23 protein-coding genes and 1 pseudogene are annotated in these 19,171 nt (G+C 74.1%); 11 read left to right on the plus strand and 13 right to left on the minus strand.

Going from position 1 to position 19,171, the window contains the following annotated elements; genetic code table 11:
• Window positions 1-166: 166 nt before the first annotated feature.
• Both AY578_RS20415 and AY578_RS20420 read right to left on the minus strand, forming a co-directional pair.
• Window positions 167-970, minus strand: coding sequence for a hypothetical protein (locus AY578_RS20415; protein WP_019527862.1), 804 nt, complete (start codon window positions 968-970; stop codon window positions 167-169).
• Window positions 967-1,509 (minus strand): RNA polymerase sigma factor, encoded by a 543-nt coding sequence (locus AY578_RS20420; RefSeq protein WP_019527861.1) that lies wholly within the window; start codon window positions 1,507-1,509, stop codon window positions 967-969. The genes AY578_RS20415 and AY578_RS20420 overlap by 4 nt, the downstream gene beginning before the upstream one ends.
• A 131-nt stretch (window positions 1,510-1,640) precedes the next feature.
• Between AY578_RS20420 and trpS the strand changes: the two genes are divergently transcribed.
• Both trpS and AY578_RS20430 read left to right on the plus strand, forming a co-directional pair.
• Window positions 1,641-2,654 carry a tryptophan--tRNA ligase gene (gene trpS / locus AY578_RS20425; RefSeq protein ID WP_037779619.1) on the plus strand — a complete coding sequence of 338 codons (1,014 nt, stop codon included), beginning with the start codon at window positions 1,641-1,643 and terminating at the stop codon, window positions 2,652-2,654.
• Window positions 2,655-2,863: 209 nt separating this feature from the next.
• Window positions 2,864-3,442 (plus strand): 2'-5' RNA ligase family protein, encoded by a 579-nt coding sequence (locus AY578_RS20430; protein ID WP_019527859.1) that lies wholly within the window; start codon window positions 2,864-2,866, stop codon window positions 3,440-3,442.
• A gap of 16 nt (window positions 3,443-3,458) precedes the next feature.
• Here AY578_RS20430 and AY578_RS20435 read toward each other — a convergent pair whose 3' ends face one another.
• Both AY578_RS20435 and AY578_RS20440 read right to left on the minus strand, forming a co-directional pair.
• A complete protein-coding gene (locus tag AY578_RS20435; protein WP_136239145.1) occupies window positions 3,459-4,214 on the minus strand; it encodes a decaprenylphospho-beta-D-erythro-pentofuranosid-2-ulose 2-reductase in 756 nt (251 codons plus the stop codon).
• Window positions 4,215-4,249: 35 nt separating this feature from the next.
• On the minus strand, window positions 4,250-5,599 hold the full coding sequence (locus AY578_RS20440; RefSeq protein ID WP_019527857.1) for a decaprenylphosphoryl-beta-D-ribose oxidase: 1,350 nt from the start codon (window positions 5,597-5,599) through the stop codon (window positions 4,250-4,252).
• A gap of 132 nt (window positions 5,600-5,731) precedes the next feature.
• Between AY578_RS20440 and AY578_RS20445 the strand changes: the two genes are divergently transcribed.
• Genes AY578_RS20445 through AY578_RS20460 form a run of 4 tightly spaced genes read left to right on the plus strand, consistent with a single transcriptional unit; the run spans window position 5,732 to window position 8,545 of the window.
• Window positions 5,732-6,265: a phosphatase PAP2 family protein gene (locus tag AY578_RS20445; RefSeq protein ID WP_028960189.1), complete on the plus strand. Its 534-nt coding sequence runs from the start codon at window positions 5,732-5,734 to the stop codon at window positions 6,263-6,265.
• Entirely contained in the window at window positions 6,262-7,197 is a 936-nt protein-coding gene (locus AY578_RS20450) for a decaprenyl-phosphate phosphoribosyltransferase (RefSeq protein ID WP_136239146.1), read from the plus strand. Before AY578_RS20445 ends, AY578_RS20450 begins: the two co-directional genes overlap by 4 nt.
• The gene (locus AY578_RS20455; protein WP_019527854.1) at window positions 7,194-7,631 is read left to right on the plus strand and encodes a GtrA family protein; all 438 of its coding nucleotides are present in this window, start codon (window positions 7,194-7,196) and stop codon (window positions 7,629-7,631) included. The genes AY578_RS20450 and AY578_RS20455 overlap by 4 nt, the downstream gene beginning before the upstream one ends.
• Window positions 7,619-8,545: a YihY/virulence factor BrkB family protein gene (locus tag AY578_RS20460; protein ID WP_019527853.1), complete on the plus strand. Its 927-nt coding sequence runs from the start codon at window positions 7,619-7,621 to the stop codon at window positions 8,543-8,545. Before AY578_RS20455 ends, AY578_RS20460 begins: the two co-directional genes overlap by 13 nt.
• Here AY578_RS20460 and AY578_RS20465 read toward each other — a convergent pair.
• Entirely contained in the window at window positions 8,493-9,764 is a 1,272-nt protein-coding gene (locus tag AY578_RS20465; protein WP_019527852.1) for a D-alanyl-D-alanine carboxypeptidase family protein, read from the minus strand. The two genes, AY578_RS20460 and AY578_RS20465, sit on opposite strands and share 53 nt — an antisense overlap.
• Before the next feature lie 91 nt (window positions 9,765-9,855).
• On the opposite strand from AY578_RS20465, the gene AY578_RS20470 reads away from it, so the two are divergent.
• Together AY578_RS20470 and AY578_RS20475 are read left to right on the plus strand one after the other, a co-directional pair.
• Window positions 9,856-10,104 carry an SCO4848 family membrane protein gene (locus AY578_RS20470; protein WP_019527851.1) on the plus strand — a complete coding sequence of 83 codons (249 nt, stop codon included), beginning with the start codon at window positions 9,856-9,858 and terminating at the stop codon, window positions 10,102-10,104.
• A gap of 32 nt (window positions 10,105-10,136) precedes the next feature.
• Complete coding sequence (locus AY578_RS20475) at window positions 10,137-11,417, plus strand: metallophosphoesterase (RefSeq protein WP_136239147.1); 1,281 nt, start codon at window positions 10,137-10,139, stop codon at window positions 11,415-11,417.
• 17 nt (window positions 11,418-11,434) lie between these two features.
• Here the strand turns inward: AY578_RS20475 and AY578_RS20480 are convergent.
• Window positions 11,435-11,680 (minus strand): annotated as a pseudogene (locus AY578_RS20480) (sensor histidine kinase); the annotation flags it as partial.
• Between the two features lie 21 nt (window positions 11,681-11,701).
• Here AY578_RS20480 and AY578_RS20485 point away from each other — a divergent pair.
• The gene (locus AY578_RS20485; protein WP_370879066.1) at window positions 11,702-12,034 is read left to right on the plus strand and encodes a carboxypeptidase-like regulatory domain-containing protein; all 333 of its coding nucleotides are present in this window, start codon (window positions 11,702-11,704) and stop codon (window positions 12,032-12,034) included.
• Window positions 12,035-12,042: 8 nt separating this feature from the next.
• On the opposite strand, the gene AY578_RS20490 is transcribed toward AY578_RS20485, so the two are convergent.
• The 3 genes from AY578_RS20490 to AY578_RS20500 form a co-directional block, all read right to left on the minus strand.
• On the minus strand, window positions 12,043-12,837 hold the full coding sequence (locus AY578_RS20490) for a TetR/AcrR family transcriptional regulator (protein ID WP_258903713.1): 795 nt from the start codon (window positions 12,835-12,837) through the stop codon (window positions 12,043-12,045).
• Window positions 12,838-12,869: 32 nt separating this feature from the next.
• Entirely contained in the window at window positions 12,870-13,307 is a 438-nt protein-coding gene (locus AY578_RS20495; RefSeq protein WP_019527846.1) for a DCC1-like thiol-disulfide oxidoreductase family protein, read from the minus strand.
• Window positions 13,308-13,492: 185 nt separating this feature from the next.
• Window positions 13,493-13,900: a membrane protein gene (locus AY578_RS20500; protein ID WP_026244280.1), complete on the minus strand. Its 408-nt coding sequence runs from the start codon at window positions 13,898-13,900 to the stop codon at window positions 13,493-13,495.
• A 235-nt stretch (window positions 13,901-14,135) separates the two neighbouring features.
• Between AY578_RS20500 and AY578_RS20505 the strand changes: the two genes are divergently transcribed.
• Together AY578_RS20505 and AY578_RS20510 are read left to right on the plus strand one after the other, a co-directional pair.
• Window positions 14,136-15,578, plus strand: a complete 1,443-nt coding sequence (locus AY578_RS20505) for an MFS transporter (protein WP_240801091.1) — start codon at window positions 14,136-14,138, stop codon at window positions 15,576-15,578.
• Window positions 15,575-16,798 (plus strand): FAD-dependent monooxygenase, encoded by a 1,224-nt coding sequence (locus AY578_RS20510; RefSeq protein ID WP_019527843.1) that lies wholly within the window; start codon window positions 15,575-15,577, stop codon window positions 16,796-16,798. Before AY578_RS20505 ends, AY578_RS20510 begins: the two co-directional genes overlap by 4 nt.
• Here AY578_RS20510 and AY578_RS20515 read toward each other — a convergent pair.
• Genes AY578_RS20515 through AY578_RS20530 form a run of 4 tightly spaced genes read right to left on the minus strand, consistent with a single transcriptional unit; the run spans window position 16,741 to window position 19,131 of the window.
• A complete protein-coding gene (locus AY578_RS20515) occupies window positions 16,741-17,433 on the minus strand; it encodes a response regulator transcription factor (RefSeq protein ID WP_258903714.1) in 693 nt (230 codons plus the stop codon). The genes AY578_RS20510 and AY578_RS20515 overlap by 58 nt on opposite strands.
• Window positions 17,430-17,567, minus strand: a complete 138-nt coding sequence (locus AY578_RS20520; protein WP_258903716.1) for a hypothetical protein — start codon at window positions 17,565-17,567, stop codon at window positions 17,430-17,432. Before AY578_RS20520 ends, AY578_RS20515 begins: the two co-directional genes overlap by 4 nt.
• Window positions 17,564-17,857 (minus strand): hypothetical protein, encoded by a 294-nt coding sequence (locus AY578_RS20525; protein WP_136239149.1) that lies wholly within the window; start codon window positions 17,855-17,857, stop codon window positions 17,564-17,566. Before AY578_RS20525 ends, AY578_RS20520 begins: the two co-directional genes overlap by 4 nt.
• Window positions 17,854-19,131, minus strand: coding sequence for a sensor histidine kinase (locus tag AY578_RS20530; RefSeq protein ID WP_237556787.1), 1,278 nt, complete (start codon window positions 19,129-19,131; stop codon window positions 17,854-17,856). Before AY578_RS20530 ends, AY578_RS20525 begins: the two co-directional genes overlap by 4 nt.
• Window positions 19,132-19,171: the final 40 nt, after the last annotated feature.

Genomic DNA, 19,171 nt, shown 5'->3' on the forward strand with positions numbered 1-19,171 from the left:
AGCCGCCTGTCACTTTTGATACACCGGTCGGCGCGGTGGGGTTCCCATGAGGTTTTCGCCCCCGCCGCCCCTTCCCTTCCCGTCCCGTCCCGTCCCCGGGGGCTGCGCCCCAGACCCCCTCATCGGCCCTGGCGGGCCTCGTCCTCAAACGCCGGACGGGCTGAGATCAGCCCCCGCCGTTGGTGACCGACATCGCGATCTCCCTCGCCCGCACGCGCGACTGCACCCCCTCCAAACGGAGAGTGACCCGGCCCGCCGGGCTCCACAGCAGTGTCGGTCCCGCCGTTCGTTCCTCCCGTGTGAAGCGGCGTCCCTCCGCGTCGAGCATCCAGAAGGTCAGGACGTGTGGCCGGGGGAACCACAGCCCTTGGCCCCCCACGTCCAGCCACTCGGGCTGTTCCCGCACCGTCTTCGTGAACGTGAAGTCCAGGCGGCCCGGGAACTGGTCCAGGCGGATCGTCCGGCCGGCGGTGTCCCTCCAGCACAGGCTGATCAGCGTGCGCCCGTGCGGCAGCGCGGTCACCGACACCGTGTCCGGCGGGCCCAGCGCCTCCGGGACCACGGGCGTGAAGCCCGCCCGCCGGGCCGCCTCCTCCAGCCGTACCGGAGCGGCGCAGCCCGGTACCCGGGCGTCCGGGGACGGGGCCGCCGACGGGTCGTGCCGGACCTGGACGCCGTGGAAGCCGAACCAGTCGCTCACGGTCGCCCGCACCGGGGGCGTCAGCACCAGCACCGTCAGCAGACCGCACAGGGCGGCCAGCAGGGAGCGCCGACGGGTGCGCGTCCAGTGCCGGATCGCCCGCACGCGGGGCCGAGGGGCCGGCTCCGGGGCGGGCAGCTCTTCGGCGAGTATCCGGGCGAGCACCCGCTCGGCCATCGTCTCCCCGCCCGGCGACCCGTCCAGCGAGCGGCCGTAGGCGCGCAGCTCCTCGCGCAGGCGCCGCAGCTCCTCCTCCTGCCGTCCGCTCACGCCGGCGCACCCCCTTCCGGGAGCAGCCGCCGGAGCCGGCGCAGGGCGCGGTTCAGACGGGACTTCACCGTGCCGCGGGGCCAGCCCAGGGCCTCGGCGGTCTCCCGCTCGTCCATCTCCAGCAGATAGCGGTAGGTGACGACCAGCCGGTGCTCCTCGGTCAGCTTCTCCAGGGCGGCCAGCAGGGCCGCGCGGCGCTCGGTCTCCAGCGTGGCGACGGCGGGGTCGGCCGACTCCGGTATCACCGGCTCCGCCCCGACGAGGGCCGCCTCCCGGCCGGCCAGGGTCGTCCTGCGTGCCGCCGCGCGCACTGTGTTCCTCGTCTCGTTGGCCACGATCGACAGCAGCCACGGCCGGAAGGCCGCGCCGTCCCGGAACCGGCCCAGCGCGCAGTACGCCTTCACGAAGGCCTGCTGCACCACGTCCTCCGCGTCCGGTCCCGCCCCCAGCGCGGCGGCCGCCCTCAGCGCGATGCCCGTATGGGCGCGCACCAGCTCCGCGTACGCCTCCGGCTGCCCGGCGCGCACGCGAGCGATCACCGCGGCCTCATCGACGATGCGGCCCCCCTCCCGCGTCCTCACACTCTTGTTACACCCCGCGGAACGGATCGGTTCCCATCTGTTCCGGACTCGTTCCGGACCGCCCCGGGGAACCTGAGAGAATGGGGGACATGGCGACTGACCGACCCCGCGTGCTCTCCGGAATCCAGCCCACCGCAGGCTCCTTCCACCTCGGCAACTACCTCGGTGCCGTCCGCCAGTGGGTGGCGCTCCAGGAGACCCACGACGCCTTCTACATGGTCGTCGACCTGCACGCGATCACGGTCCCGCAGGACCCCGAGGAGCTGCGGGCCAACACCCGGCTCGCCACGGCCCAGCTGCTGGCCGCCGGCCTCGACCCGGACCGCTGCACCCTCTTCGTGCAGAGCCATGTGCCGGAGCACGCCCAGCTCGCGTGGGTGATGAACTGCCTCACCGGCTTCGGCGAGGCCTCCCGCATGACCCAGTTCAAGGACAAGTCCGCCAAGCAGGGCGCCGACCGCGCCTCCGTCGGCCTGTTCACGTACCCGATCCTGCAGGTCGCGGACATCCTGCTCTACCAGGCGAACGAGGTGCCGGTGGGTGAGGACCAGCGCCAGCACATCGAGCTGACCCGCGACCTCGCCACGCGCTTCAACGGCCGGTTCGGCGACACGTTCACGCTCCCGAAGCCGTACATCCTCAAGGAGACGGCGAAGATCTACGACCTCCAGGACCCGGCGGTCAAGATGAGCAAGTCGGCGTCCACGCCCAAGGGCCTGATCAACCTGCTCGACGAGCCGAAGACCACCGCGAAGAAGGTCAAGAGCGCCGTCACCGACACCGACACGGTGATCCGCTACGACGTGGCGGAAAAGCCCGGCGTCAGCAACCTGCTCACGATCTACTCGACCCTCACCGGCACCGGCATCCCGGAGCTGGAGGCGAAGTACGAGGGCAAGGGCTACGGCGCGCTCAAGACTGACCTGGCCGAGGTCATGGTCGAGTTCGTGACCCCGTTCCGGGAGCGCACGCAGCAGTACCTGGACGACCCCGAGACGCTCGACTCGATCCTCGCCAAGGGGGCCGAGAAGGCGCGCGCCGTCGCCGCCGAGACCCTCGCGCAGGCGTACGAGCGGGTCGGCTTCCTGCCCGCCAAGCACTGAGAGCGCCGCGCCGGGCACCACACCGGCGCGGTGAACGGGCCCACGTGCCCCGTCCGTACCACCGCACAGCGCTGTACATCACTCCGTCTGCGCCTGCCCGCATCCGGGTCGTGGTCGTACAGTCGAGAGACGGGTGACCGCTCCGGCGGTCACCCTGATGCGCAGCCGTTCCACCACCGCGCTTCACCACCACAACGACAGGAGACGACGTGGGGACCGTAACGATCGGCGTGTCGATCGCGGTCCCGGAGCCTCACGGCAGCCGGCTTCAGCAGCTGCGCGCGGGCTTCGGCGACGCCGCCGCCTACGGCATCCCCACGCACGTCACCCTCCTGCCGCCGACGGAGATCGCCGACACGGCCGTCCCGGCCGTCGAGGCGCACCTCGCGGAGGTCGCCGCGGCGGGCAGGCCGTTCCCGATGAGGCTGTCGGGCACGGGCACCTTCCGGCCTCTGTCGCCGGTGGTGTACGTCCGGGTCGTCGAGGGCGCCGAGGCCTGCACGCGACTGCAGCAGCAGGTCCGCGACCCCTCCGGGCCGGTCGCCCGCGAGCTGCAGTTCCCGTACCACCCGCACGTCACCGTGGCGCACGGCATCGACGAGGCCGCCATGGACCGCGCCTACGAGGACCTCGCCGGGTACGAGGCCAAGTGGCCCTGCACCGGCTTCGCGCTCTACGAGCAGGGCGCCGACGCGGTGTGGCGCAAGCTGCGCGACTTCCCCTTCGGGACCGTCGTGGTGCCCCCGCAGGCCGGACACGTCGACCGGGGCTCGGTCTCCGCGCGGTGACCCGGGCCGCCGGGCCTCACACCGGCAGCCGGCGGAACACGCCGCGCGGCAGATGCCGCAGCGCCGACATCACCACACGCAGCGCGCCCGGCACCCACACCGTCTCCGAGCGGCGCCGCAGCCCCAGCTCCACGGCCGTCGCCACCGCCTCCGGGGTGGTCGCCAGCGGCGCCTTTGGCAGCCCCGCCGTCATCCGTGTGCGCACGAACCCGGGGCGCACCACCATCACGTGCACGCCCGTGCCGTACAGCGCGTCGCCCAGGCCCTGCGCGAACGCGTCCAGGCCGGCCTTGCTGGAGCCGTAGATGAAGTTCGCGCGGCGGGCCCGCTCGCCCGCCACGGACGACAGCACCACCAGCGAGCCGTGTCCCTGCGCCTGGAGCGCGCCCGCGCAGACCAGGCCCGCGGAGACCGAGCCGGTGTAGTTGGTCTGCGCGACCCGCACCGCGGCCTGCGGGTCCCGCTCGTCGCGCGCCTGGTCGCCGAGCGTGCCGAAGGCGAGCAGCACCATGTCGACGTCGCCCTCGGCGAACACCTTGCCGAGCGCGTCCTCGTGGCCGGCCGGGTCGAGCGCGTCGAAGTCGACGGTGTGCACCTCGGCGCCCAGCGCGCGCAGTTCCCCGGCCGCCTCGTCGAGGCCGGGGGAGGGGCGGCCGGCCAGCCACACCGTGCGGGTGCGGCGGGCGATCAGCCGCCGCGTGACCGCCAGCGCGATCTCGGACGTACCGCCGAGCACGAGCAGGGACTGGGGGAGGCCGAAGGCGTCCTTCACGACAGCTCCTCAGGGGGCCGGGAGAGGGGAGGGGGTCACAGGCACAGGCGGCGGGACAGGTCGGAGGTGAACACCCCGCGCGGGTCCAGCTCGGCGCGCAGGGCGCGGAAGTCGTCCAGCCGGGGGTACATGGCCGCGAGCAGGTCGGGGCGCAGCCGGGAGTCCTTGGCGAGGTAGACACGGCCGCCGGCGGCGGCGACCTCCTCGTCCAGCTCGTCGAGGAAGGCGCCGAGGCCGGGCAGCGACGCGGGGATGTCCAGCGCCAGGGTCCAGCCGGGCACCGGGAACGACAGCCAGCCCGGGTCGGCGTCCCCGAACCGCTTGAGGACGGCGAGGAACGACGGGCAGCGGCGCTGCGAGATCCGGCGCACGATCCGGCGCAGGGTGTCCTCCCGGCCGTGCCCGACGACGAACTGGTACTGCACGAAACCGCCCCGCCCGTAGATCCGGTTCCAGTGCGGCACCCCGTCCAGCGGGTGGAAGAACGCGGGGATCCGCTGGAGCTCCCCGGTCCGCGCGCGGGGCGCCTTGCGGAACCAGAGTTCGTTGAACAGCCCCACCGTGGTCCGGCTGAGCAGCCCCTCCGGCACGAAGGAGGGCGCGGCGGGCAGCCGGGAGGTGCGGAACGACAGCGGCTCACGGCGGGCGGCGTGCGGCAGGGCCTCGAGCGGGGCGTGGTCGCCGCGGGTGAGGACCGCGCGCCCGGTGGCCCTGCCGCGCGCCAGCAGGTCGATCCAGGCGACCGAGTAGCGGTAGCGGTGGTCGGTGTCGGCGAGACGGGCCATCAGATCGTCGAGGTCGGAGGCGCGTTCGGTGTCGACGGACATCCAGGTGGTGCGCACGGGCTGGAGGCGGACCGTCGCGGTGAGGATCACCCCGGTCAGCCCCATGCCGCCCGCGGTCGCCTCGAACAGCGGAGTGCCCGGCACCACCGTACGCACCTGACCGTCGGCGGTGAGCAGCTCGAACGACAGCACGTGGCGCGAGAAGGACCCGCTGACGTGGTGGTTCTTGCCGTGGATGTCGGCGCCGATCGCCCCGCCGACCGTCACGTACCGGGTGCCGGGCGTCACCGGCACGAACCAGCCGAGCGGCAGCAGCACCTCCATCAGCCGGTGGAGGGACACGCCCGCGTCGCACAGGACGGTGCCGCCGTCGGCGTCGATCGTGTGGATCCGGTCCAGGCCGGTCATGTCGAAGACCTCGCCGCCCGCGTTCTGCGCGGCGTCCCCGTACGCCCGGCCGAGGCCGCGAGCGATGCCGCCGCGCGCCCCGCACCCCCGGACGGCGAGGGCGGCCTCCTCGAACGTCCGCGGACGGACCAGCCGGGCGGAGGACGGAGCGGTGCGGCCCCACCCCGTGACGGAAACGGTGTCGGCAGGCATGACGGCGACCGTATCGCCCCTCTGTGAGCCGTTGGTTTTGAAACGTCAATCCCGTCCCCGAAACGGGTGATTAATGGGATGTCGCCCCGAAGCGATGGAATTCCGGTGCGCCGGGGGTGAACAGTGAGCCACATGGACGACCAGCCAGACCTCTTCCGGCCCCGCGGTCTCCACGGGGTGGACCACCGGATCGTCTCCGCGCTCAGGGCGTGCGGCTCCGACCCGCGGGTGGCAGGCGCGGCACGCGCCCTGTCCTGGGCGGGGGAACACGGCGCCGTGTGGGTCGCAGCGGGCCTCGCGGGCGCCGTCGTGGACCGCCCCCGGCGCGGCGCCTGGCTGCGCGGCACCGCGCTCACCGCGGGCGCGCACGCGGCGAGTTCGGTGGTGAAACGGGTCGTGCGCCGCCCCCGCCCCGCGCACGTCGAACCGCTGGTCGGCACCGTCGGGCGGCACTCCTTCCCCAGCTCCCACGCCACCTCCGCCGCGGCCGCCGCCGTCGCCTTCGGCGCGCTCGGCTCCCGCGCCGTGCCGCCGCTGGCCGCAGCCGTGTGCGTGTCCCGGCTGGTGGCCGGCGTCCACTACCCGTCGGACGTGGCCGCCGGAGCCGCCCTCGGCGCGCTCACCGCGCGGCTCGGCGCCCGCTGGATGACGGGAGACACGGCGTGACGCTGCTGCGCGAGCGCTCCGACCGCGGGCAGGCCCAGCCGTCCGCCCGGGGCGGACTCCTCACCGGTCTGCTGCGCACCGCGCGCCCCAAGCAGTGGGTCAAGAACGTCCTGGTGGCCGCCGCCCCGGCCGCCGCCGGCGACCTCTTCACCGCGCACGCCCTCGCCCAACTCACGCTGGTGTTCGTGCTGTTCACCGCCTGCGCCGCCGCCGTCTACCTCGTCAACGACGCGCGCGACGCCGAGGCCGACCGCGCCCACCCCGTCAAATGCCGCCGCCCGGTCGCCGCCGGACAGGTCCCCGTGCCCGTCGCCTACGCCGCCGGCATCACCCTCGGCGTGCTCGCCCCGGCCGCCGCCGCGCTGCTGTGCCCGCCCGAACTGGCCGCGCTGCTCGCCGGCTACCTCGTGATGCAACTCGCCTACTGCGTCAGCCTCAAGCACGTCCTCGTCGTCGATCTCGCGGTCGTCACCGCCGGGTTCGTGATGCGCGCGACGGCCGGCGGGCTCGCCCTCGGCATCCCGCTGTCCCGCTGGTTCCTCATCACCACCGGCTTCGGCGCCCTGTTCATGGTCGCCGCCAAGCGCTACTCCGAGGCCGTGCAGCTCGCCGGGAACGGCGGCGCCACGCGCGCGCTGCTCACCGAGTACACCACCGGCTACCTGCGGTTCGTATGGCAGCTCGCGGCCGGGGTCGCCGTCCTCGGCTACTGTCTGTGGGCCCTGGAGGAGGGCGGCGTGCCGCACACCAGCGTGCTGCCCTGGCGTCAGCTGTCCGTCGTCGCCTTCGTCCTCGCCGTGCTGCGCTACGCCGTCTTCGCCGACCGGGGCACCGCGGGCGAGCCGGAGGACGTGGTGCTCGGCGACCGCGCCCTCGCCCTCATCGGCCTGGTGTGGGCGGCGATGTACGCCGCGGCGGTGGCCGACTGGTGAGGGACCGTCTGCGCCGGCACCGGCGGGAGCTCCTCGGCTTCGCGACCGCCGGACTCCTCGCCTACGCCGTCGACCTCGCCCTCTTCACCTGTCTGCGCGGCCCCGGCGGACTCGGGCCGCTCACCGCGAAGGCGCTGTCCTTCGTCGCCGGCTGCACCGTCGCCTACACGGCCAACGCCCACGGCACCTACCGAGACCGCCGCGTGCGCGGCGCCCGCCCGTACGCCCTGTTCTTCGCCGTCAACCTCGCCGGCGCCGCCGTACAGCTCCTCTGCCTCGCCGTCAGCCACTACGGGCTCGGCTACACCTCGCAGCGCGCGGACACCGTGTCCGGGGCGGTCGTGGGCATGGCGCTCGCCACAGTCGTCCGTTTCTGGGGCACCAGGACATGGGTCTTCCGGGACGCGGGCAGAGTCGGTTCGTGGACTGGCTGAAAAAGCTCCCGATGGTGGGGCCGTGGGTGACCCGGCTGTCGCTCACGCACGCGTGGCGGTCGTTCGAACGGCTGGTCCGGGTGCACTGGACGCGGCTCGCCGCCGCGATGACGTTCCGCAGCTTCGTCGCGCTGTTCCCGCTGCTCACCGTGGCCGCCGCGATCGGCGCGGCGACCCTCGGCAAGGAGCGTCAGGACGCCCTCCAGGACACCATCACCGACCAGGTGCCCGGCATCTCCGACCAGCTAGACGTCGGGGAGCTGGCGGAGAACGCGGGCACGATCGGCCTGATCGCCGGAGCCGCCCTGGTGTTCACCGGGATCAGCTGGGCCGGCTCCATGCGGGAGTGCCTGCGCGCGGTGTGGGAGCTGCCCGACGAGGACGAGAACCCCCTGCTGCGCAAGGGCAAGGACGCGGGCATCCTCGTCGGCCTCGGCGGGGCGGTCCTCGTCACGCTGGCCGCCTCCGCCGTCGCCACCGCCCTGGTCGGCCGGATCAGCGACGCCGCCGGCCTCGAGAAGGGCGGCTGGGGCGGGGTGGTCCTGCAGACCGCCGCGTTCGCCGTCGCCGCGGGCACCGACTTCCTGCTCCTGCTCTACGTCCTCACCCTGCTGCCCGGAGTCCAGCCGTCCCGGCGCCGGGTGACCGTCGCCGCGCTCACCGGCGCCGTCGGCTTCGAACTGCTGAAGCTGCTGCTCAGCGGCTACATCCAGGGCGTCGCCGCGAAGAGCATGTACGGCGCGTTCGGCGTCCCCGTGGCGCTGCTGCTGTGGATCAACCTCACCACGAAACTCGTCCTGTTCTGCGCGGCCTGGACGGCCACGCCCAGCAAGGAGGACGAGGAAGACGAGGCGGACGGAGTCAGGGGCGAGGACGGCGGCGCACCAGGTCCGGCAGCGGCCAGCGCCGGTTGACCAGGAACGCGCCGCCCGCGAGGAGCACCAGCACCCCGCCGGCGATGCCGAGCGCCACGCCCATGCCGTCGGCGCCGCCGCCCGTGTGCGCGCTCGCCACCGGCTTCGACCCGGCGCCGGTGCCGCCGCCCGCCTGACCGGGGGACGCGGACGGACCGGCCGCCGCGTTGGCCTCCTCGACGCTCTTCGGCGGCACCAGCTCGCCCACCGGCTCGACCTTGCCGGCCGCGGCGAAGCCCCAGTCGAAGAGGCGCGCGGTCTCCTTGTAGACCTCGTTCGACTCCTTCTTCTGCGGGTTCATCACCGTCACCAGCAGCACCTTGCCGTCGCGCTCGGCGACGCCGGTGAAGGTCGCGCCGGCGTTGGTGGTGTTGCCGTTCTTCACCCCGGCTATGCCCTGGTAGACGGGCACGTCGTAGTCGCCGCTGAGCAGCCGGTTGGTGTTCTGGATCTCGAAGGAGCCGCGGACCCGCTTGCCCTTCTTGTTCTTCTTCGTCTCACCGGGGAACTGCGCCCGCACGGTCGAGCAGTACTCCCGGAAGTCCTTCTTCTGCAGCCCGGAGCGGGCGATCAGGGTCAGGTCGTACGCGGAGGACACCTGGCCCGGGGCGTCGTAGCCGTCGGGGCTGACGGCGTGCGTGTCGAGGGCCTGGAGTTCAGCGGCGTGCTCGTTCATCTCCTCGACGGTCTTGTCCACGCCGCCGTTCATCGCGGACAGCACGTGCACCGCGTCGTTGCCGGAGCGCAGGAAGACACCCAGCCACAGGTCGTGGACGGTGTACGTCTCGTTCTCCTTGACGCCCACCATGCTGGACCCGGCGCCGACACCGGCCAGGTCCGACACCTCCACCCGGTGCGTGGTGGTCTGCGGCCACTTCGGCAGCAGCGTGTCGGCGAACAGCATCTTCAGGGTGCTCGCGGGGGCCAGCCGCCAGTGCGCGTTGTGCGCGGCGAGCACGTCGCCGCTCTCGGCGTCCGCGACGATCCACGACCGGGCGGACAGCTCCTTCGGCAGCACCGGCACCCCGGCGGCCAGATTCACCTGGGTCCCGGGCTTCGCCAGCCGCTCGCCGCCCACGACCGACGTGTGCGCCGGGGGCGTGGCGGACGGCGCCGGCCTGGGTGCCGCGAGGGCGGCCGGCGCGGTCAGCGCGGTGGACAGCAGGACGGCGGAGGCGACCAGCGCGGAGCGCCGGACGGTCTTCTCGGTAGCGGGCACGGTCCGCAAGGTACATGCCATCTCTGTGGACGTCCCGGCCCGGTCCCCACCCCGTGAGGGGAACCGGACACCGCGCGGCGATACTGGACGTATGAAGCTCAGCCGCCCCGTCTCCTGGTTCCTGCTCGCCTTCGGGGTGTGGAGCTGGGTCATCTGGATCACTTTCGTCAAGAACCTGGTCAAGGACAGCAGTGGACTCGCCTTCGACGACGGGCACCCCACGGCGTACTTCTTCGTTCACCTGACGCTCGCCGTCGTCTCCTTCGTACTGGGGACGGTCGTCGGGGGCATCGGGTTGCGCGGCCTGCGCGCATTGAGCCGGACGTCACGCGCGTCGTGACGCCGTAACGGGAAACAGGGGAAGTCCGCCTCGTGGCCATCGTCTTCGTACTCGTCGCACTGCTGGTCCTCGCCGTCCTGGTGACGGGCAACTGGTACGTGTGGCGCCGGCTGTTCCGGGACACCACGGCGGGGCCCGGCCCCGTGCGCCGTGTCGGCGCGGCGGTGATCGCCGGAGGGTGGCTGCTGTTCATCGGCGCGATGGTCACCTCGCGCACGGAGGCGCCGTTCACCCTCACGCGCGTCCTGGCCTGGCCGGGCTATCTGTGGCTGGCCCTCACCCTGTACCTGCTGCTGGCTTTGCTGGTCGGCGAGCTGGTCCGCCCCGTCCTGCGCAGGGTGCTGGAGCGGCGGGCGCGTGCGTCCTCGCCCGCGCCGGCGCCGGCGCCGGCGCGCGAGCCGATACCGGCGGGCCGGGCGGAGAGCGAGTCCCCGGAGCCCGCGGAGGAGCCGGAGACCACGGACACCACCGCCGGCGCCGGTGACGGCCCCTCCCGGCGGCTGTTCGTCTCCCGGGTCGTCGCCGGAACGGCCGCCGCGGCCGCGGTCGGGACCGTCGGGTACGGGACGTACGGCGTCCTGCGCGGGCCGAAGGTCAAGCGGGTCACCGTGCCGCTGGCCAAGCTGCCGCGCGCCGCGCACGGTTACCGGATCGCCGTGGTCAGCGACATCCACCTGGGCCCGGTGCTGGGTCGCGGCTTCGCGCAGAAGGTCGTCGACACGATCAACTCGACGCAGCCCGACCTGATCGCGGTCGTCGGCGACCTGGTGGACGGCAGCGTGAAGGACCTCGGCCCGGCGGCCGCCCCGCTGGCCCAGCTGAGGGCGCGTCACGGGTCGTTCTTCGTCACCGGCAACCACGAGTACTTCTCCGGCGCCGAGCAGTGGGTCGAGGAGGTCCGCCGGCTCGGCCTGAACCCGCTGGAGAACGCCCGCACGGAGCTGCCCCACTTCGACCTCGCGGGCGTGAACGATGTCGCGGGCGAGGACGAGGGCCAGGGCCCCGACTTCGCCCGTGCCCTCGGCGACCGGGACCGCGCGAGGGCCTGCGTGCTGCTCGCGCACCAGCCGGTGCAGATCCACGACGCCGTGGACCACGGCGTGGACCTCCAGCTCTCCGGCCACACCCACGGCGGACAGCTCTGGCCGGGCAACCTGATCGCCCGCGGCGCCAACCCGACCGTGGCGGGCCTCGACCGCTACGGCGACACCCAGCTCTACGTCAGCCGGGGCGCCGGAGCCTGGGGCCCGCCCACCCGGGTGGGCGCCCCCTCGGACATCACGGTGATCGAACTGGCCTCCCGCCAGGCGTAGAAGCGGGCCGGAGGCGGTCACCCCGCGTCGGTCGCCGCCTCCCCGCACGCCGGCAGCGTCACCGTGATGCTCAGCCCCTCACCGGGCGCCGTGTCCACGGTGACCTGGCCGCCGTGCGCCCGCACCACACCCTGCACGATCGCCATGCCCAGCCCGCTGCCCGCGCCGCCGCCCGCGCGGAAGAAGCGGTCGAAGACCCGGGACGCGTCCTCCGGGGCGAGGCCCGGGCCCTCGTCCGTGACCCACAGCCGCACCTCGCCGCGCAGTCGGGCCGGGTGTGCTCGGTGAGGGCGAGCGCCTCGCGGACCGTGCCCGCGCCGGAGGAGAAGGCGGGGGACGGAGCCGCCTCGGTGGTGCACGGCTTCGTCCGCACTCCGGAGGGCGAGCCGGTGCGGGGAGCGGCCGTCACCCTGCTCACCCCCGGCGGACGTCAGCTGGACCGGGTGGTGTCCCTCGCCGACGGGGCGTACGTCGTGGCGGTCCCGTCGCCGGGCACCTGTCTGCCGGCGGTGTCGGCCTCGTCGCACGGGGCGCGGGCGGCGCACGTGACCGTGGGGGAGGGGCCGCACGTCCACGACGTGGAGCTGACGCCCGGCGGGGTGGACGTCGTCAACTGACCGCCGCGTCAGCTGGTGGCGGCGGGGCGCTCCCCGCCGTCGTCCTCCGCTTCCTTGCCCCGCCGGCCGGAGCTCTTCCGGCCGGCGGGGTCGGGCAGCGCCCGGGTCATCCCGGGCAGGAACTCCGTGAACAGCTCGTGCACGTCCCGCACCAGCGGCCGCAGCACCCGGAACCGGGCCAGGGTGACACCGCGCGCGGTGAGCCGGGCGCCCCGCTCGGCGAGCCGGTAGCTGCGCTCACGGCCCTCGGTGCGGTCGAAGATCCAGTACAGGCACAGCCCCATCTGGGACAGCCACATCAACTCGGGCAGGATGTCCCGCAGTTCCTCGGGCACCTTGGTCTTCGTCCCGGCCAGCACGGCCCGGTGCACGCTGATCGCCTCCTCGCGCGCGTGCTCCGACTCCGGCGAGAACGGGCTGAGCGGGCTGTCCGGGTCGGCGGCGTTCTTGAAGAACTGCACCGCGAACTCGTGGTAGGGCGTGGCGATGTCCAGCCACGCCTTCAGCACGCCGGCGAGGCGCGCCTCCAGGTCGGTCTCCCGGGCCAGCACCTCCCGGACCGCCGCCTGGTGCTCGGCGGCGATCCGGTCGTAGAACCCCTGGATCAGGTGTTCCTTGCCCTCGAAGTAGTAGTACGCGTTGCCGACGGAGACCCCGGCCTCCTTGGCGATCGCCCGCATGGTGGTCCGGTCGTAGCCGCGCTCCTGGAACAGCCGCATGGCCGTCTCCAGGATCAGGGCGCGGGTCTGCTCGGACTTGCTGAGGTGGGCGCCGGGGTCGGGGCCGTCGTTCTTCTCGGGCACGGGAACAGAGCCTAACGTCCGCCGCGTGCGGGCTACGGGGCGGCGCAGGCGTCGGAGCCGCAGCCCGGCGGGGTGTAGTGCCAGCCGTCGCGCGGGTCGTACGCCCACCCCTCGCCGGACCGGTGGACGCGGCCGCCCCTCGCGGTCGTCGCACCACGCCACTTGGCGGCGGCCAGCACCGCGCCCTTGGCGAACCGCATCCCGGACGGGGTGCTCAGCCGGTGCGCGAGCCGCCGGTGGTCGCGCAGCGCCCACAGGGTGACGATCCAGGCGGCGGCGCCCCGGTACACCTGGCCGCCGTCCCCGACCACGGTGATCTCGTCGAGGGTGGTCCCGTGGTCGAGTCCGGGGAAGCGGGTCCGGGCGGCGGGCGACCCCGCGGGGACGAAGTCCAGGGGGACGAGCTGGGGACGCTGCGCGAGCCACTCGCGGACGTACGTGCACAGGGGGCAGTCCGCGTCGTACAGCACGGTCAGCTTGCGGACCGGGACGCCGTACCTGCGGCCGACGGGGTGCCTCGCGTTGTCGTACGCCGGGTGCGGGCCGTCGGGGGCCGGTCGCGCAGTTCCCCGCGTCCCTGAGGGGGGCGACTCGCCGGGGGCCGGTCGCGCAGTTCCCCGTGCCCCTGGGGGTGTCGGCCCGTCGGTGACCGCGTTCATGCCTGGGCCGCCGGGGTGGTCCAGGCCTGCGGGGGGACCGGCGGGTTCTGCTCGCGCTCCATCACCCCGCGCCGCCGGATCCTGTTCAGCACGTACACGTTGGCCAGGTGCATCACGCCCAGGACCAGCAGCACCACGCCCAGCTTGGCGGAGAGCGCCTCGAAGATCCCGCGGGTGTCGGTGACGGTGTCGTCGTCGCTCAGGTAGAGGGCGACGAAGCCGAGGTTCACCAGGTAGAAGCCGACCACCAGGAGGTGGTTGACGGCGTCCGCGAGCTTCTCGTTGCCGTGCAGCACGTCGGCGAGGAAGACCCGCCCGTTGCGGCTGAGCGTGCGGGCCACCCAGACGGTCAGTCCGATGCTGACGACCAGGTAGATGACGTAGGCGATGACGGTGCGGTCCATGCCCCACCCCTTCTTGAACGCGTTCAAAACGCTGACGGGGATGACTGTAGCGCCTTCTTTTGAACATGTTCAACTCGCCTGCCGGGGGCGGTACGTGTCGTGTACCGGCACCAGGGCCGCGCCTCAACTGGTGCGTACGCACCAGGCGAAGACGGTGACGGGCGACGATGCCCGCGAGGGGTGCCGGGCGGAACCGTGGGACGTGCTCACCGATCCCTACGAGAACGGGACGTCCATGTCCGACACCCTGCTCCCGCCGCCGCGTCTGCGGCGGCCCGCGATCGCCGCCCTCGGGGTGCTGGCGCTCGCCCTGGGCGCGCTCCAGTCCGTGGTGGAACCCGCCCTCCCGCTGCTCCAGCGCGAGCTGGGGCTCGGCCCCTCCGAGGGCGCGCTGGTCGGCAACACCCTGCTCGTCACCGGCGCGGTCCTCACCCCCGTCGCCGGAAAGCTCGGCGACCGCTACGGCGGCAAACGCATCCTGCTCCGGCTGACGGCCGTGGTCGCCGCCGGCGGACTGCTGGCCGGGGTGGCGCCCGGACTGCCGCTGCTGCTGCTCGGCCAGGTCCTCCAGGGCGCCATGGTCGGCGTGCTGCCGCTGTCCTTCATCCTGGTCCGCGCGCATCTGCCGGCCGGGCGGACCCAGGCGGCGGTCGGCGTGGTCGTCGCCCTGTTCACCGGCGGGGGCATGGCCGGCATGCTCGGCGCCGGACTGATCGCCGAGCATCTGTCCTGGCACTGGATGTTCGTGCTGCCCACGCTCGTGGTCGTCGCGGCGGCCTTCTTCGTGGCGCGGCTGATGCCGTCCGACGCACCGGTCCGGCAGGGCGAGCGGATCGACTGGCCCGGCGTGGTCCTGCTGAGCGCCACCCTGCTCGCCTTCATGCTCGGCCTGGTCCTGCTGACCGGCGGCGGTCTTCCGCCGCTCGCCGCGGGCGCGCTGCTGGTGCTCGTGGCCGTGCTCGCCACCGTCTGGGTGCGCGTCGAGCGCCGTGCCGTCTCCCCGATGGTCGACCTGCGGATGCTCGCCCGGCCCGCGATGTGGCAGGCGTGCCTGCTCACCCTGCTCGTCACCGTCACCCTCGGCATGGTCACCCTGCTGCTGCCGCAGCTCCTCGCCGTCCCGGGCGACGGCTACGGCTTCGGTGCCGACACCACGGAGATCGGGCTGTACCTGCTGCCCGGCGCGGTCGTCGGGGCCATGAGCGACGCGGTCGGCGGGGTCGCCTCCCGCCGGTTCGGCGCCCGCGCCGTGGTCGCCGTGGCCGCCCTGGCCACCGCCGTCACCATGTTCGCGCTGGCCGCGCAGCACGGCTCCGCCTGGCAGCTCGCCCTCGCCAAGACGCTCACCGCGTTCGCCGCGGGCATCGCCACCACCGCACTGCTGGCCGGCACCGCCACCGCCGTCGACCAGGGCGACACCGGTATCGCTACCAGCCTGCTCGTGGTCACCCGGGTGATCGGAGTGGTCGTGGGCGCCCAGATCGCGGGCGCGCTGCTCGCCGCCGGGACCGCGGCCGGTACGGACGTGCCCGCCGAGGCGGCCTTCACCACCGGCTTCGCCGTCACCGGCGTCACCGCCGCGCTCGGCCTGCTCCTCGTCCGCGCCACACGCGCCTCGCGTTCCCCGCACCCCGTCGAGCCCGTGCCCGCCCCCGTGAAGGAAGGAACCCGTTCATGACCGCCCCGCGCACCGTCCTGATCTCCGGAGCCAGCGTCTCCGGACCCGCCCTCGCGTACTGGCTCCGCCGGGCAGGGTTCGCGGTCACCGTGGTGGAGAAGGCCGGCGCCCTGCGCGGCGGCGGCTACCCCGTCGACATCCGCGGCACCGCGACCGAGGTGGTCCGCCGGATGGGCCTGTGGCCGCGGCTGCGCGAGGCGCACGTCGGCCCGCGCCGCGCCACCTTCCTCGACGCCGCCGGCCGCACCGTCGCCTCCCTCCGGGCCCCCGCCGACGAGGGCGAGCCCCGCGACCTGGAGATACGGCGGGGCGACCTCGCCGACGCCCTGTACGGGCTGGTCCGCGACGACGTGGAGTTCCGCTTCGGCGACTCCGTCGCCCGCTTCGACCCGGCCGCGCACGGCGTCGACGTCACCTTCCGCAGCGGGCGGCAGGGCACGTACGACCTGGTGATCGGCGCGGACGGCATGCACTCGGCCACCCGGGCCGCCCTCTTCGGGCCCGAGGACCGCCACCACCGCTATCTCGGCTACTGCTTCGCCCTCTTCACCCTGCCGAACCCGGCGCGCCTCGACCGGGAACTGGTCCTCTGGAACGCCCCGGGGAAGGCCGCCGCCCTCTACGCCACCGGCGCCGGACCCGAGGTGCACGGCTTCCTCACCTTCCACCGCCCGGAACCCCCGCGCGACGCCCTCCGCGACACGGACGCCCAACGCGCGCTGGTGGCCGAGGTGTTCGCGGGGGAGGGCTGGGAGATCCCCCGCATGGTGGCGGCCGCGCGCGGCACCGGCGACCTGTTCTTCGACACGGCCGGACAGATCCGCATGCCCCGCTGGACGCACGGCCGCGCCGCCCTCGTCGGCGACGCCGCGTACGCCCCGTCCTTCCTCACCGGGCAGGGCACCAGCCTCGCGCTGTCCGGCGCCTACGTCCTCGCCCACGCCCTGGCCGCCCACCGGGACCACACGGCGGCCTTCGCCGCGTACGAGGACCGTATGCGCCCGTACGTGACGGCCAACCAGGCGCTCGTCGACGAGGGCGGCGCCACGCTGTTCCCCGTCACGGCCGCCGCCCTGGCCCAGCGCGACGCCCGGCTGCGCACCCTGGACGCGCTGCCCTCGGCGCGGCCCCGCCCGGCCCACACCGCGCTGACCCTGCCGGACTACGAGGAGCGTCCGGCCCCGTCCTCCGGGGTGACCCGCGCCAGGCCGGTCCGATAGGCGATGACGACGAGCTGCGCGCGGTCGCGGGCCTCCAGCTTCGTCATCGCGCGCTGCACGTGGGCGCGCACGGTGAACGGGCTGAGGACCGTCCGCTCGGCGATCTCCTGGTTGGACAGGCCGGTCGCCACCAGCGCCACCATCTCGCGTTCGCGCGGGGTGAGCACGTCCAGCCGGCCGGCGTCCTGCGCAGGGGCGCCGGCCGGCGCGGCGAGGAACCGGGCGACCAGGGAACGGGTCGCGGCCGGCGACAGCAGCGTCTCGCCCTCGGCGACCGTCCGCACGGCGTCCGCCAGGTCCTCGGCGCCGATGCCCTTCCCCACGAACCCGGCGGCCCCCGCGCGCAGCGCCCGCGCCACGTTCTCGTCGGTCTCGTACGTGGTGAGGATCAGCACGCGGGTGTCCCGCAGGTCCGGGTCCGCGCAGATCTCCGTGGTGGCGGCGAGACCGTCCGCCTCCGGCATCCGGATGTCCATCACCACGACGTCCGGCCGCAGTTCACGGGCCAGCCGCACGGCCTCCCGCCCGTCCCCGGCCTCGCCCACGACGCGGATGTCGTCGGTGCTCTCCAACAGCAGCCGGAAGGCGCCCCGCAACAGCGCCTGGTCATCGGCGAGCAGCACCTTCAGCGTCATGGGGTCCGCCTTCCGTCCGTGACCGTCTCCTCGGCGTCAGTGTTCGGCACGGGCAGGGGGTGTCCGTGCGGGCGCAGTTCGCGGGTCAGCCGTGCAGCCGCCCGGTGGTCGGGGAGCAGCACCTTCAGCGTCATGGGGTCCGCCCTCCGTCCGTGACCGTCTCCCCGGCGTCAGTGTTCGGCACAAGCAGGGGGCGTCCGTGCGGGCGCAGTTCGCGAGTCAGCCGCGCAGCCGCCCGGTGGTCGGGGAGCAGCACCTTCAGCGTCATTCCGTCCGCCCCTCGTCCGTCGGCTCCGGACGTCCGCCCCGCCTCCTCGGCGTCCGCCGCGTCCCACGGGAGCGGCAGGAGGCGTCCGTCCGGCCGCAGGTCGCGGGGCAGGCGCGCCGCCTCCTGGTCACCGGCGAGCAGCATCCGCAGTGTCATGCAGGCCGCCCCTCGTCCGTCGCTTCCGGCATGTCGCCGTCCCGTACGGGCGGCAACGGCAGCCGGGCGGTCACCAGGAAGCCGCCCTCCGGGCGGGGGCCTGCCGTCAGCTCTCCGCCCACGGCCGCGGCGCGCTCCCGCATGCCGATCAGTCCGTACCCGGGCGGCCGGTCCGACAGGGCGGGCGGCCCGGCCGGGGCGCCCCCGTCGTCGGACACGGTGACGGTCAGCCGCCCGCCGCCCCAGTCGAGCCCCACCCGGACGCCACGGCCCGCCGCGTGCTTGGTCACGTTGGTCAAAGCCTCCTGCACGATCCGGTACGCGGTGAGGTCCACGCCCGGCGGCAGCGCCCGCGCCCGGCCCTCCTCCCGCACGGCCACCTCCAGCCCCGCCCGCCGGAACGACTCCAGGAGGTCCGCCAGCCGCGCGAGACCGGGCGCCGGGCCCTCGGAGGCCATCGCGTCCCCGGCATCCCCGGTCTGCCGCAACAGCCCTACCGTGGCCCGGAGTTCGTCCAGGGCGTGCCCGGTGGTCGCGACGAGTTCGCGCAGACTGACGCGGGTCTGCTCCGGGCGGCTGTCGAAGAAGTGGGCGGCGACCGTGGCCTGCGCGTTGGCCAAGGTGATCTGATGCGCCACCAGGTCGTGCAGCTCCCGCGCGATCCGCACCCGCTCCTCCGCGACCCGCCGCCGCGCCTCCTGTTCCCTGCTCTCCTCGGCCCGCCGCGCCCGCTCCTCCACGGCCGCCAGATACGCCCGCCGGGTCCGCACCGCGTGCCCGATCAGCCCCGCCACGAGCGGCGCCGCCACCACCGTCCCCATCCGGCTCGCGTCCCGCCAGGAGAGGTCCCCGGACAGCGGCACGGACCCGGCCAGCAGCACCAGGGCGGCCAGCGTCACCGCGCCCGCCGCCCGCCGTTCGCCGGGCACGTGCAGCGTGCAGGCGTAGGCGGCGACGAGGGCGGGTGCGATCACGGGCGGGCTCAGCACCAGACCGAGCGGCTGGGCGGCGACACCGGCCACGGTGGTGGCGGCCAGCACGGCCAGGGGACGCCGGTGCCGCGCGGGCAGCACGGCGCAGGACACCAGGGCGAGGAGCCAGGCGGCGGGCGGCGGCGCGGTGAGCGTGTCCTCGACCCGCACGGTCCCGCCGAGCAGACAGACCACGAACGCCGCCGCCACGACCACGCCCTCCCGCCCGGGACGCGGCACGGCGGTGTCCGATGCCGGCAGCACGCGGCCCAGCTCAGGGTCCCCGTTCACAGGAGTACGCATGCTCCCACCTTCGGCCCCCGTCCCCGCCCCGGCATCGTCC

This window comes from Streptomyces thermocarboxydus (assembly GCF_024760485.1).
Classification (GTDB): domain Bacteria; phylum Actinomycetota; class Actinomycetes; order Streptomycetales; family Streptomycetaceae; genus Streptomyces; species Streptomyces cellulosae.